Annotated in this window: 8 protein-coding genes; 3 read left to right on the top strand and 5 right to left on the bottom strand. The window is 45.2% G+C overall.

The window, feature by feature from the left end:
- Window positions 1–274 precede the first annotated feature (274 nt).
- Together H9653_RS03650 and H9653_RS03645 are read right to left on the bottom strand one after the other, a co-directional pair.
- Window positions 275–1,198 (bottom strand): HpcH/HpaI aldolase/citrate lyase family protein, encoded by a 924-nt coding sequence (locus tag H9653_RS03650; protein WP_191690537.1) that lies wholly within the window; start codon window positions 1,196–1,198, stop codon window positions 275–277.
- A 109-nt stretch (window positions 1,199–1,307) separates the two neighbouring features.
- Complete coding sequence (locus H9653_RS03645) at window positions 1,308–1,715, bottom strand: DUF1971 domain-containing protein (RefSeq protein ID WP_144297173.1); 408 nt, start codon at window positions 1,713–1,715, stop codon at window positions 1,308–1,310.
- Between the two features lie 321 nt (window positions 1,716–2,036).
- Between H9653_RS03645 and H9653_RS03640 the strand changes: the two genes are divergently transcribed.
- Window positions 2,037–3,515: an MFS transporter gene (locus H9653_RS03640; protein WP_191690535.1), complete on the top strand. Its 1,479-nt coding sequence runs from the start codon at window positions 2,037–2,039 to the stop codon at window positions 3,513–3,515.
- Window positions 3,516–3,635: 120 nt separating this feature from the next.
- Here the strand turns inward: H9653_RS03640 and H9653_RS03635 are convergent, their stop codons facing one another.
- From H9653_RS03635 to H9653_RS03625, 3 genes are all read right to left on the bottom strand, one after another.
- Entirely contained in the window at window positions 3,636–4,892 is a 1,257-nt protein-coding gene (locus tag H9653_RS03635) for a cytochrome P450 (RefSeq protein ID WP_225211587.1), read from the bottom strand.
- Window positions 4,893–5,057: 165 nt separating this feature from the next.
- A complete protein-coding gene (gene narL, locus H9653_RS03630; protein ID WP_191690532.1) occupies window positions 5,058–5,717 on the bottom strand; it encodes a two-component system response regulator NarL in 660 nt (219 codons plus the stop codon).
- Between the two features lie 133 nt (window positions 5,718–5,850).
- Complete coding sequence (locus H9653_RS03625) at window positions 5,851–7,902, bottom strand: histidine kinase (protein ID WP_191690530.1); 2,052 nt, start codon at window positions 7,900–7,902, stop codon at window positions 5,851–5,853.
- A 417-nt stretch (window positions 7,903–8,319) separates the two neighbouring features.
- Between H9653_RS03625 and H9653_RS03620 the strand changes: the two genes are divergently transcribed.
- Window positions 8,320–9,699, top strand: coding sequence for a NarK family nitrate/nitrite MFS transporter (locus tag H9653_RS03620; RefSeq protein ID WP_191690528.1), 1,380 nt, complete (start codon window positions 8,320–8,322; stop codon window positions 9,697–9,699).
- A gap of 385 nt (window positions 9,700–10,084) precedes the next feature.
- Window positions 10,085–13,843, top strand: a complete 3,759-nt coding sequence (locus tag H9653_RS03615) for a nitrate reductase subunit alpha (protein ID WP_191690526.1) — start codon at window positions 10,085–10,087, stop codon at window positions 13,841–13,843.
- The last annotated feature ends 63 nt before the right edge of the window (window positions 13,844–13,906 follow it).

The raw sequence follows: 13,906 nt of genomic DNA, 5'->3' as shown, positions 1-13,906 counted from the left end.
GAAACATTTTAACATTCATTTAATATGAATGTTAAGAGTTATTTTTGCTTATTCTTATGTTTCTTATAAACTGCGCGGTTCACTTTTATCAAATCACGAGTGAAGTCCTTCATTTATAACCAAATTTAGAGAGAGAAACTCGAGTGGCAAATTACTTATACCTAATGCAAAAACATAAAAAAACCAGATAATGGAAGTGAACCGACCCCCAAAAGTTGTGTCCGACTTATGGGGGTCAGTTCAAAGTTGTCTAGTTTTTTATTAGGAACACTTATTAATTACTCAGACGATTTGATAGCAGATGATAACTGCGCTCAATCACCGGCGCATCGACCATATTACCGTCTATCTTAAAGATGGCTTGCCCACTGCTTTCGTATTCTGCGACTACCCGCTGCGCAAATTCAATCTCGCTCTCAGTTGGTTGCAGGGCTTCTTTAACAATATCGACTTGCTTAGGATGGATACAAAGCATGCCTGACATGCCCATTTGCGACCATAGTTGTACGCGTTTGTGCAGACCCGCGCTGTCATTAAAGTCCACATACACGCTATCAATCGGTGCGAGCAGTTGATGGACTTTTGAGGTTAAAATAAGCTGATAGCGAATTTGATTGGCGATGATATCCGCTGATGCTGTGCCCACCTGTACCTGCAAATCGTTACATAAGTCTAAAAAGCCGTAGCTAAATGCCACCATACCACGCGCTTTTGCCATGTCGTTGGCACGGTATAAACCAATAGCATTTTCTATCACCGCAATCACCGGCAGACCCGTTTCTTGGTTAACTTTCTCTATATCTGCTGCCTGCTCCGCTTTTGCTAATAGGACGCCTGCCAGCTTTGGCAACTGCTGACATAGCACCAAATCTTTGGCAAATTCAGCACTACTCGCTTGATTGATACGTAGCCAAATCGGGCGATAGCCTTGCGCCTCATGCTCAGCAGCATAGTAGGCTTTTAATGCCGCACGAGCTTGGGCCTTGTCTGCTTGCGCAACCGCATCTTCTAAATCAACAATCACTGCATCTCCCCCGCTAGCAAAGGCTTTTTCTACCCGATCTATGCGCGTTGCTGGCACAAATAACCACGTCTTGGTATCAGCAAGTGATTTGATAACAGCTCGGTAACTTGGCGATTCAGTATTGGTATCGATACCCGTATTTTTATGGGTAGACTGATTGCTAGAAGGTGACATACTCGATTCCTAGAGGTAGATATTCATCATATAAACACTTAACGTTATTGTGCCACGACAAAAGCGCTTGTCATAGCCTAATAACGCTAGTTGGTTATAACGCTGGATATTAAGATTCCTCTGGTTTATCAAATAACTTTTCGATAGGTTTACTATGGATTTTCGAGCTGTTAAACATCGATTTATTGCCAGTATCGCCTTCTGTCCAAAAGTTGATATTAAACTGAGCATCATCGCTTAACTCTACGCGGTGCCAATATTGCGGTGGACTGACCGCAAACTGTCCGGCGTTGATAACGACTGTTTTTTCTGGCTCAGTGGCCGCTTCGTCAGCGAAACCATAAAAAGTCACCGTACCTTGCATGACGCAGATTTGGCCGTAAACGCCCTCAGCCGTATTGTGATGGGTCAATAAAGCATTGGGTACTTTATCTTTGGTGAAGAAGTGTGTCGAACGTTTGATTTTCCAATGGCTTGGAATGACGGGATTAGGATTGGTTTGGGTATCAGAACTCATGATAACTCCTTAGCTGGTTTGCTGAGTATAGATTTTTATCTCAATCTGCCTTAAAACCAATATGCAGTTAAGTGCGCAATTGAGAATAATTATCATTAATATAAAATAGCACCTTTTAAAAGCTTTTACTAGCTTTGTATGTTTTGACTATCTATAAAAATGTAACACCTTAAATGCGATCGCCGCCCCATTAACGGTCGCCCTGTCCATAAGTAGTATACAAACTACGCCCTATACTGCTTTCGCTCAATGGTGATGCTGCCCCATTATTGCTATTTTGTATCCATTACCAGCATCAGAATTTATAATGGGGACATTATTATGCATGCCAAAGAATTACTTGAGCTTGAGCGCCGTGATATCAGGGCGCTGCACTATACGTGGATTGCTTTTTTCCTCACCTTTTATGTCTGGTTTAATATGGCACCGCTGGCAACATCGATGCTACAGACAGAAAGCTATCTGACCCCTGACCACATCAAATTATTTTTAATCGCCAACGTCGCGCTAACGATTCCTGGGCGGGTTATCGTCGGCATGGCATTGGACCGTTTTGGTCCGCGGCGTGTGTTTTCTATCCTGATGGTCGTGATGGCGATACCGACGTGGTTTTTTGCGTTTGGTAACTCGGCAACCCAGCTATTCGTCTCGCGCTTATTTATGTCGATCGTCGGAGCCGGTTTCGTCGTCGGTATTCATATGACCACTTTATGGTTTAAGCCAAAAGACATCGGTTTTGCCGAAGGTTTTTATGCTGGCTGGGGCAACTTTGGTTCAGCGGCGGCGGCGATTACCATTCCAACCGTTGCTTTGCAGTTCTTTGGCGGCGACGATGGCTGGCGCTGGGCAATTGCGCTATCAGGTTTGTTAATGGCCTTATACGGCGTGGCCTATTGGTTTTTGATTACCGATGGGCCAGAAGTTGGTACGCATAAAAAATCTCGCAAAGCGGGCGCGTTAGAAGTATCGACGTGGAAGGATTTGTGGTTATATTGCTTATTTATCATTCCTTTATACGGCGTCTTATCGCTGCTGGTGTATCGTACCCAAGCGATGGGGTTTTTAAGTGCCACTGGCGGTATTATTTGTTATAGCGTCATTATAGTGATGGTCATTTACCAAATCTATAAAGCCATTAGCGTTAACGTACCTGTGATTAAAGCCGGTATTCCAGAAGATGATAAATACCCCTTTAAATCGGTAGCGGCGCTAAACGTCAGCTATTTTGCTAACTTTGGTGCAGAACTGGCGGTGGTTTCTATGCTGCCGATGTTCTTTGCCGCAACTTGGAAACTTGATCCAACGGCGGCTGGTTTGATTGCCTCTACCTTTGCCTTTGTTAACTTATGGGCGCGGCCACTTGGCGGCTATATCTCTGACAAAATCGGTAATCGCCGTTTGGTGATGTTGGTTTATATGTTTGGTATCGGCATTGGTTTTGTGCTGATGGGCGTGCTTAATGCCGAGTGGCCGTTATTTATCGCCGTGGTGTTTACCATTTTGTGCTCGGTATTTGTACAAGGAGCCGAAGGCGCGACCTTTGGTATCATTCCCTCGATTAAACGTCGTCTGACCGGTCAGATATCAGGTATGGCAGGCGCTTATGGGAACGTGGGCGCGGTATTTTACTTATTCATTTATACCTTTGTAGAGCCCAATCAGTTCTTTTATATCATTGCAGTTGGCGCATTTGTCGCATGGATTGTGTGTTATTTCTGGTTGGCAGAGCCCGAAGACGCCTTTGGTGATGAATATAAAATGTCCTCTGTCGATCGTCAGATTGCCGCAGAACAAGGCTAATTATTCATAATAGCTTTTTACCGAAAAAAAACCTACTTAGCAAACGTTAAGTGGGTTTTTTAATGGGGGCGATATTTATCTCAGAGTAATTTTTTCTAAAATAATTTAACCTAAAACGATTTAAGCTAGCACCACAGGCACATGACTATAACCGCCCAATGGTGGCTGCTCACGCTCTAAAGAAAAACCTGCCGCTAAGGTGATATCTGTGAAATGGGCTAATAGTGCTTGAGTAGCAATTCTAAGCTGCCAAGTAGCAAGCAGGCGCCCCGGGCAAACGTGCTTGCCAATACCATAAACCACGTTAGCAGCGGCATGCTCTTGAGGATCGAAACTGTTATCACCAAACACCGCTTCGTCGCGATTGGCTGATGTCCAGTTTAACTGTACGCGCGCGCCTTTGGGTAGCTTATGCGCGCCAATGGAAACGGGACACGTAGTGATACGGCGGTTTGAGACGAAAGGGTCGTCAATTCGTAATACCTCGTCGATGATAGCCTCAAGTTCGCTATCAGCAGCCTGCGACCAGAAGTTTACTTGCTCAGGATGCTTGACAATATGAGCGATGATAACGCCGACACACAAAGCGATAGACCCCAAATCGCCGCCAGTCCAATTACGCAAAATAGAAACCAGTTCGGCTTCGCTCAGCTCACGCCCATCGATACGCTCACGGCACAATTGAGCGGTGACGCTATTCATATCAAGGCTGTTTTTAGCGATATTATTTTTAGCGATATTGTTTCCAGCAGTGTTGGTTTCAGCAGTGCTCGCTTTAAACATGCCAGTCACTTCGTCAGTATTGCGGTACGGCTGTAACACCGAGCGGATAATATCATCGAAGTCTTGCGCGACTTGTGCCATTTTTACGTCGTCTTTTGAGCGAGTAGCGCTGTGATTGTCGCGCATCCACTGTAAAAGTTTCGGTTCTAATTCAGTAGGCCAACCAAGCCACGCGCATTGGGCGCGGACCGCAAATACCGCGCCGAGATCAACGACTGCATTGAGCATTTTACCTTTTGGTAGCTCACTCATTAATTCTGTTGCAACCTTGTCAAAAACAGGGACATAATCCATCAGCGCTTCTTTACTAAGGTAGCCATCAATCAGCGCCCTAAAATGCTCGTGCTCTGCGCCGTCCAAACCATTGGGTACTTGCAAAAAACGCGACACCTGACTAGAAAAACGCTCATCATCTAAAGCCGCCGCCACTACATCTGCATGGCGTAACAACACCCACTCCCCTGCGTCATTTTTTATGACATCATGCGCTTGCCGTAAGTTATCGGTCAGGACGCGCAAATCACTGTCTTTACAAATAGTGACCTCAGCAGTCGCATGAGCGGTTTTTTGGTCAAATAAGTTAGATGTCATCATAAATCCTTACAGCAGGTATTCGGTTTTGTAGTGCCTTTCAATCCTCTACATGTTTCGTTTATACTTCTAGGCAACTTTATAAACGACAACCATCATACACGCAAATCCATAAGTTTTTAATGAACAAGGAAGTAATGGATAAGCAAGGCACGCTTAAAGCTCCCTTTATTTAGATAAATGATTAACCGTCCACACCGCCGCTTCTACACGCGTGCGCAGACCCGTTTTATTGAGAATATGTTTGACATGGACTTTTACTGTCGACTCGGCAATATCCAAATTGTTGGCAATCATTTTATTACTCAGCCCTTCAGCAATCATCTGAATCACTTGCAGCTCTCGGCTGGTCAAATTACTGGCGATATCTTCGATACTGGGTGTGCGCAAGGTTTGGGCAAGTATCGAGGCAAGGTTTGGACTAATGACCAGCTCGCCGCGCAGGATTTTTCTGATATCAATGATAATCAGCTCAGGTTCCATATCTTTTAGTAGATAACCATCGACGCCCAATTTCAATGCCTCTTGGACATCCTCGCCGCTATCTGAAACCGTGAATAACACGGTCTTGGTATTGATATTTCTGGCTTTGATTTCTCGTAAGGTTTCGATACCGGTCAGTACTGGCATTTTATGATCAAGTATCACCAAATCCACGTCGTTATTTTCTAAAAATGCCAATGCTTCTTGACCGTTACTGGCTTCGCCAACGACTTCGACATCGTCCTCAAGGCTTAGTAATTCAGAGATACCGCGGCGTAACATCGGATGGTCATCGACCAATAGTAGGCGCGCAGGCGACATGCTGGTATAAACTTTAGTGCTCATAACATACTCACAAATTAGAAAAAATGGTACAAAAACTCTCTTACTCAAAAAAACTGCTTAAAAAAACAAAAAATGGCAAAGTAAAAACAGCGAAAATGATAAATCTATTATCTAAAAGCGTAATTTTATTCGATTATAAATAAGCGTCTTGGGTATTTTTTTCATCAAAGAAGTTGGGCGCAAATCTGACCGTGATGATGGTACCCTGCGGTTGATTGTCTGTGACAATAAGCTCGCCGCCGATGTTGTGGGCGCGCTCTTTCATAATGATGAGGCCGTGGTGTTGGGTTTGATCGACACTTCCTGACATGCCAACGCCATCGTCGATGATACTCATGACGATATATTTATCGCCGTCCTCGTACGCCAATTGAATCTCTACATTTTTTGCCTTGGCGTGACGGCTGATGTTTGATAGTGCTTCTCTGGCAATCTGTATCAAATCTATCTGTTCAGTGGCGCTTAAATTGAGCGTCATAATCCGATTGTGCACGGTCATATTAAAATTGCCTTTTGAGGCAAACTCACTGGCAGCATCACGTAGTGCTTCATCAAAGTTATCATTATCAATGGTCAAGCGGAACGTCACCAACAAGTCTCTTAGCTGCTGATAAGCGGAACCCAAACCTATTTTTATCTGCTCAATGTTTTGATAAACAGGCGCTTGTACTGGCTCGCTACCCGCATTTTTTAGATGTCGCTCAAGGACGCTGACTTGGATTTTTAAATAAGATAACGACTGCGCCAAGGAATCATGCAGCTCACGGGCAATGGTTGAGCGCTCTTCAAACAAAATCAGCTGATGCTCTTGCTGTCTTTGTTTGCGCAGTGATAAGGCGGTACTGATTAAATTGGTCAGCGCCACGATGAGCTCGTCATTTTGTGCATCCAACTCGGCACTGACAAACGGGAAAATGCTGCCCGCTTCGGTCATTTGAATACGCTGTTCTGCCGTTATATTGCTATGATTATCAGCATTATCGTCGCCATCAGTGACAAAAGAGCGATTCATGACCAGCGTCGACTTTGGTCGTACGCGCAATTCCCCAAAGGTTTCTTGCTGATGGACGATAGGATAAGACTTGGTATGCTCGCCATTTTTAATGCCACAGCTTTCACAGCTCAGCTTTTTGCATAGCTCTTTCATTTTTTCGCCGTGCAGCACGATAGCATTTTTATTGGTGATATATTTATTTTGAATACACAAGGTAAATTCTAAATGCGGCAGCGCTTTGCTAAAGTCTGCAATCAAGTCATCGAGCTGATATAAGCTCACTTGGCTGGTGGTCAGCGATTTTGAAAAGTCATAAAACAGCGATAGCACTTGATTGGCTTTAACCAAATGCTGGGTTTTTATTTGTACTTCACTCTCAAGCGAGCGCTGATAGGTTTCAATCGTGCCCGCCATGTCATTAAAAGAGCTGCCCAATACTTCAAATTCTCGGTAGCCCTTGATGGACACACGCGTCTGAGTCTGCCCTCGTTTGAATTGGTTATTGGCTTTAATCAATTGCTGAATGGGCAGCAGTATCGATTTTTGCAAACGGCGCATGCCGATTAATACGATAATAGCGATAAGCAGCAATGAGAGGATTTGTAAGTTTTGTTGCCATGTCTGGCGCTGCTCGTTTCGGTATTGCAACTCACCGACGAAGTCATTGACATCTTCGATATAACGCGACGAGACGCTATAAAACCCTTGCTTATCTTGCGCCAATAATGCTGGCTTTAAATCTTGATACCACTGCTCTTTTATCTCTTTAAGCTGCTCATTGATGCACACATGTCGATTGGCGCTCGTCAGCTGATAGACCTGCAATTCTTCGAGACGGTTTTCCATATCGCGGCTGAGAATATCTATCTTTTCAGCGGTCGTTTTATTGGCAAAGTCTAATTTATCCTGTTTGGCGCTCTGCGCATTGGTTTTATCGCCTACGCTGTTTTGTCCGACATGTAAACTTGGGCTAAAAGGATGGTCATCTGAAAAATCCGTGGCTATCTGAAAATTGAGTCGGTAAGTTGCCATACGCACCGAACCTGCCACATTAATGGCCTCAGCATCCGACCTTGCTACCCATGCCAGCGCGCCACTTCCTAGCGTAGACATCACCGCTAAGGTGGCTATGATCAAAATAGCGCCCCAAGCATGCAGCGATAAAGACTGTCTGTGTTGTTTAGACCTCATGAATGGCATTCACCTAGCAAATTAGCGAAAACAGGGGATAAATAACACTATTAGAGTCGTTCATTTTAAAACCGTCGACATTCAAAACCGTCCGTATTCAAAATAACAAATGCGCTTATTAATCATTAAAAAACCAAACTTTTGGTAATAATTCTATTACTACTATACCCCTTTTAGCCATCAGTATACCACTATGTATGAATACTCATTATCCCGATAACAAAGTACCGTGAGTTATCATTTTTTATAAATAACCCCACTCTCAACTTATTTTTCTAAGGTATTGGTTTACTTAGTTTTTAAAATTTCAGTTAAAACAATTAAAATTTTAAATTCTATAAAAATCAAAGGCCTACGATAAGTTGAGATTGGCGTATAAATACTTATTTTTTATAAAGACAATAAGTGAGGAAGAGTATGGGCAATAAATACAACTTCAAAGGTGGTACGCTCATTACTGACTGGCGACCTGAAGTAGAAGAGTTTTGGCAAGGCGGCGGCAAAAAAGTCGCCACGCGAAATTTATGGATATCTATTCCATCTTTGCTATTGGCGTTTGCAGTATGGATGGTATGGAGCGCGGTCATCGTGCGCTTGCCAGAGATTGGCTTTGATTTTGATGGCGGACAGCTATTTTGGCTGGCTGCATTACCGGGGCTGTCAGGGGCGACGCTGCGGATTTTTTATTCTTTTATGGTACCTATTTTTGGTGGACGTCGTTGGACAGCGATATCCACCTTATCTTTATTAATACCCGCGTTATGGATGGGTTTTGCGGTACAAAACCCTGATACACCGTTTATTATATTTGCCATTATCGCCCTACTGTGCGGCTTTGGCGGTGGTAACTTTGCGTCGTCTATGTCCAATATTTCGTTCTTTTATCCAAAAGCCGAACAAGGTACAGCGCTTGGCCTAAACGCTGGTTTGGGTAATCTAGGCGTCTCTGTCATGCAGTTTGTGGTACCGATGATTATCTTAATTGGCGCTTTTGGTAGCTTGGGCGGCGATCCACAAGTATCTGACAGCGGTCGATTATTTTATCTACAAAATGCAGGCTTTATTTGGGTACCCTTTATCTTGCTATTTACGGCATTGGCTTGGTTTGGCATGAACGATATCGCCACTGCTAAAGCGTCGTTCAAAGACCAATCGGTTATCTTTAAACGCAAACATAACTGGATTATGTGTATCCTTTATATGGCGACGTTTGGCTCTTTTATTGGCTTTTCTGCCGCCTTCCCGATGTTGATTAAAAACTCCTTCCCTGCTATTGACGCACTTAAATTTGCCTTTTTAGGGCCTTTGGTTGGCGCGTTATTTCGCCCATTAGGGGGCTGGATATCTGATAAAACCAGCGGCGCAAAGGTCACGTTTTGGAACTATATCGTGATGGTACTAGCGGTACTAGCGGTGATGTACTTCTTACCTAGTGAGACCAGTGACGGCAGCTTTGTCGGCTACTTTATCTCCTTTATGGTGCTCTTTATCACCACCGGTATCGGTAACGGCTCAACCTTTACCATGATTCCGGTTATTTTTAGAACCTTTCATGACCGCCGTGAGCCTGAAAAAGCGGGTACAGAAGAGTTATTTGTCGAGATACGTAAAGAGTCAGCAGCAGTGGTCGGCTTTACCTCAGCGGTTGCCGCTTATGGCGCTTTCTTTGTGCCAAAAATGTTCGGTTCAGGGCTGGGTATCGATGGCACCTTTATCTCTTTAATCACCTTTTATGTCCTCTGTATTGCATTAACTTGGTGGTATTACAGCCGCCCGAATGCTGAGATACCTTGCTAAAACGGCTGTGTTATAAGTCCTTTAAAGCGACTTTTATACAAGCAAAACTAAATCTATAAAGTGCTACTTGCCCATGTAAGTAGCACTTTTTTTATTTTAAATTTTTACTGCTCATGATTGGCTTAACAATCAGCGTCACACGCCGTCACTGAGCAGCTATTTAGCCTCTAATTTCCAGTGCATTTATTTTTAGCAGCTACTACTAAGGTGGTAGTGCTCTGCTCATGTTAGCGGATAGTAAGGGTGCTATGGCTTACTTAAAATGACGCTATTGAAATAATATTTACGGCTTAGGTGCATACCAATATCGAATCAAGTACGACGATACCAGCATGCGGCACTCAGCTTTAGATACACCATAGGCAATAAAACAGAGGATAGCGAAATGAGCCATTTACTCGACCAATTCCGTTTTTTTAAACGTAAACAGGGCGAATTTTCCGATGGGCATGGCGAGACGCGTGATGAGTCTCGTGACTGGGAAAACGTGTATCGTAGCCGTTGGCAGTATGACAAAATCGTGCGCTCAACGCATGGCGTCAACTGTACCGGTTCTTGCTCGTGGAAAATTTATGTGAAAAACGGCTTGGTGACGTGGGAAACCCAGCAAACCGACTATCCTGAAACCCGCCCCGACTTACCAAACCACGAACCACGCGGCTGCCCTCGCGGCGCAAGCTATAGCTGGTATATGTACTCTGCTAACCGTGTGAAATATCCAAAGGTACGTAAACCCCTACTAAAATTATGGCGCGAAGCCAGAGCTCAATATCCTGACCCTGTCGATGCTTGGGGCAGTATCGTTCAAGACCCTATCAAAGCTGAACAGTATAAATCTAAGCGTGGTCTTGGTGGTTTTATCCGCTCGACGTGGGCAGAGGTCAACGAAATCATCGCTGCCAGTAACGTTTATACAGCCAAAACCTTTGGGCCGGACCGTATTATTGGTTTCTCACCGATTCCTGCGATGTCGATGGTCAGTTACGCCTCTGGTAGCCGCTATTTATCGCTTATCGGCGGTGTTTGTTTGTCATTTTATGACTGGTATTGTGACTTACCTCCGTCATCACCGATGGTCTGGGGCGAGCAAACCGACGTACCAGAATCAGCCGATTGGTACAACTCTGACTATATCATCGCTTGGGGCTCAAACGTGCCGCAAACGCGGACGCCAGATGCGCATTTCTTTACCGAAGTACGTTATAAAGGCACGAAAACCGTCTCTATCACCCCTGACTATGCAGAAATCTCTAAGCTCACCGACTTATGGCTCAATCCTAAACAAGGTACCGATGCGGCAGTGGCGCAGGCGTTTTGTCATGTCATTATCAAAGAGTTTTATCTCAAACAGCCAAGCGATTACTTCTTAGACTACGCCAAACGTTATACCGATTTGCCGGTGCTTGTAATGCTAGAAGGTGAAGATGGCGCGCGCCGTGCGGGTCGCTACCTGCGTGCTTCTGACTTGGTCGATGATTTGGGTCAAGAAAACAATCCTGAATGGAAAACCATTGCCTTAAATAATGACGGCGAATTGGTCTCTCCGCTGGGCTCAATCGGCTACCGTTGGGGCGAAAAAGGCAAGTGGAATCTTGAGCAAAAAAACGGTACCACAGGTGAAGATATCGATCTGACGCTAACCTTAAAAGACAGCGCTGAGACTTGTGTCGTGGGCTTTGACTACTTCGGTCATGTGGATCATCCGCATTTTACCTCGGTACCAGGCGAGCCTATCCAGCAAAAAACCGTCCCTTGCAAAACCATTACCCTTGCCGATGGCAGCACCGCCATCGTTGCGACAGTATTTGATTTAACCGTGGCCAACCTTGGTGTTGACAATGGCGTCGGCGGCGAGCACGTCACCGATGATTATAACGATGCAAGCGTACCGGGCACGCCAGCTTGGCAAGAAGTGATTACCGGCCTTAGCCGTGAGCGCGTGATTCAAGTGGCTCGCGAGTTTGCTGAAAACGCTCATAAAACCCATGGTAAATCGATGATTATCATCGGTGCGGGTATGAACCACTGGTATCACCTCGATATGAACTATCGCGGCGTGATTAATATGCTCATGCTGTGCGGCTGTATCGGCAAATCTGGCGGCGGCTGGGCGCACTATGTTGGTCAAGAAAAACTGCGCCCACAAACTGGTTGGTTACCCCTTGCCTTTGCCCTTGATTGGCATCGTCCACCGCGCCAAATGGCCGGTACCAGCTTCTTTTATGAGCACAGCTCACAGTGGCGTCATGAAACCATCTCAGCTCATGAGATTCTCTCGCCAAATGCCAATAAAAAATTCTTCCCAGAGCACATGCTTGATTACAACATCCAAGCAGAGCGCGCAGGTTGGTTACCATCAGCGCCGCAGCTCAACCGTAATCCATTGACCATAGCCGCCGCCGCAAAAGCCAGCGGTAAAGACGTGGAAGAGTATGTGGTCGACTCATTAGAAGACGGCAGCTTACGCTTTGCTTGTGAGTCTCCAGACAACCCTGTGAACTTCCCGCGCAATATGTTTATTTGGCGCTCAAACCTCTTGGGTTCATCAGGTAAGGGTCATGAATATATGCTTCATTACTTCTTGGGCACCAGAAACGGTCTGCTTAACGAAGAAAACCCGACGGGTCATTTGCAGCCAAAAGAAGTCGATTGGGTAGAAAAAGGCCCTACTGGCAAGCTTGATTTGGTCGTAACACTTGATTTCCGTATGTCCTCGACCTGTTTGTACTCTGATATCGTCCTGCCGACCGCAACTTGGTATGAAAAAGACGACATGAATACCTCAGACATGCACCCGTTTATTCACCCATTAACCGCCGCCACCGACCCTGCTTGGGAATCTAAAACGGATTGGGAGATTTATAAAGGCATTGCTAAGAGCTTCTCTGAGATATCAAAAGGTCATTTGGGCGTGGAAACCGACGTGGTTACTCTGCCTATGCAGCATGATAGCCCAGGCGAGCTTGCGCAGCCATTTGGTGGCACCGACTGGAAAACCGCTGGCGAAAAACCAGTTCCTGGTAAAAACTGCCCGATGATTAAAATCGTTGAGCGTGACTATCCCAATACCTATAAGAAATTCACCTCTATGGGTCCGGCTTTAGAAAAACTGGGCAATGGCTCAAAAGGTTTGAATTGGGACATGAAAACCGAGGTCAAACAACTGGGGGATTTAAACCACCGTGTTACTGAGCCGGGTATCTCTGAAGGTCGTCCTCGTCTAAATACCGCGGTGAATGCGTCTGAGATGATTTTGATGCTGGCTCCTGAAACCAATGGTCACGTCGCCGTTAAAGGCTGGGCAGCATTGTCTGAATTTACCGGTCGCGACCATACGCATTTGGCGAAATCCAGTGAGCATGAAAAGATTCGCTTTAAAGATATCGTTGCGCAGCCACGCAAAATCATCTCAAGCCCGACGTGGTCAGGTATTGAATCTGATGAAGTGAGCTATAACGCCGGTTATACCAACGTCCATGAGCTGATTCCTTGGCGTACGATTACCGGTCGTCAGCAATTTTATCAAGATCACCCTTGGATGCAGGCGTTTGGTGAGCAAATGCAGCAGTATCGTCCGCCTATCGACACCAAGACGACGGAGATTATCCAAAATACCAAGCCCAATGGTAATAAAGAGATCGTGCTGAACTTTTTAACACCGCACCAAAAATGGGGTATTCATAGTACTTACTCTGAAAACTTGCTCATGCTGACATTGAGCCGCGGCGGTCCTTGTGTGTGGTTATCAGAAGTCGATGCTGCAAAAGCCGGTATCGTCGATAACGACTGGATTGAAGTCTTTAACGCCAACGGTGCCATTACCGCGCGTGCCATCGTTAGTCAGCGCGTCAAAGAAGGCATGACCATGATGTACCACGCCCAAGAAAAATTGGTCAACGTACCGGGCTCGCAGCAAACCGGTATTCGCGGTGGTATTCACAACTCAGTGACCCGTACTATTTTAAAACCGACGCACATGATTGGCAGCTATGCGCAGCAGTCTTACGGTTTTAACTACTATGGCACTGTCGGTTGTAACCGTGATGAGTTCGTGGTGATTCGCAAAATGTCGAAAATCGATTGGTTGGAAGAAAAACCAGATGACTCATTACCACGTCCGTTGCCAACCACCCTTGATGGTTAATAGCACGTTTATACATTGCTACTGATAAGTACTTATATTAATTGCTTTTATACAAAAGCTTGG

The sequence above is a fragment of the Psychrobacter communis genome (assembly GCF_014836505.1).
GTDB classification, from domain to species: Bacteria; Pseudomonadota; Gammaproteobacteria; order Pseudomonadales; family Moraxellaceae; genus Psychrobacter; species Psychrobacter faecalis.
Note: the sequence above shows the minus strand (reverse complement) of the source record. Positions and strands in the feature narration are given on the sequence as shown.

Excerpts from the sequence above, each read along its gene's own strand:
- H9653_RS03650 (WP_191690537.1), bottom strand. The coding sequence starts at position 1,198 with ATGTCACCTTCTAGCAATCAGTCTACCCATAAAAATACGGGTATCGAT.
- H9653_RS03645 (WP_144297173.1), bottom strand. The coding sequence starts at position 1,715 with ATGAGTTCTGATACCCAAACCAATCCTAATCCCGTCATTCCAAGCCAT.
- H9653_RS03640 (WP_191690535.1), top strand. The coding sequence starts at position 2,037 with ATGCATGCCAAAGAATTACTTGAGCTTGAGCGCCGTGATATCAGGGCG.
- H9653_RS03635 (WP_225211587.1), bottom strand. The coding sequence starts at position 4,892 with ATGATGACATCTAACTTATTTGACCAAAAAACCGCTCATGCGACTGCT.
- narL (WP_191690532.1), bottom strand. The coding sequence starts at position 5,717 with ATGAGCACTAAAGTTTATACCAGCATGTCGCCTGCGCGCCTACTATTG.
- H9653_RS03625 (WP_191690530.1), bottom strand. The coding sequence starts at position 7,902 with ATGAGGTCTAAACAACACAGACAGTCTTTATCGCTGCATGCTTGGGGC.
- H9653_RS03620 (WP_191690528.1), top strand. The coding sequence starts at position 8,320 with ATGGGCAATAAATACAACTTCAAAGGTGGTACGCTCATTACTGACTGG.
- H9653_RS03615 (WP_191690526.1), top strand. The coding sequence starts at position 10,085 with ATGAGCCATTTACTCGACCAATTCCGTTTTTTTAAACGTAAACAGGGC.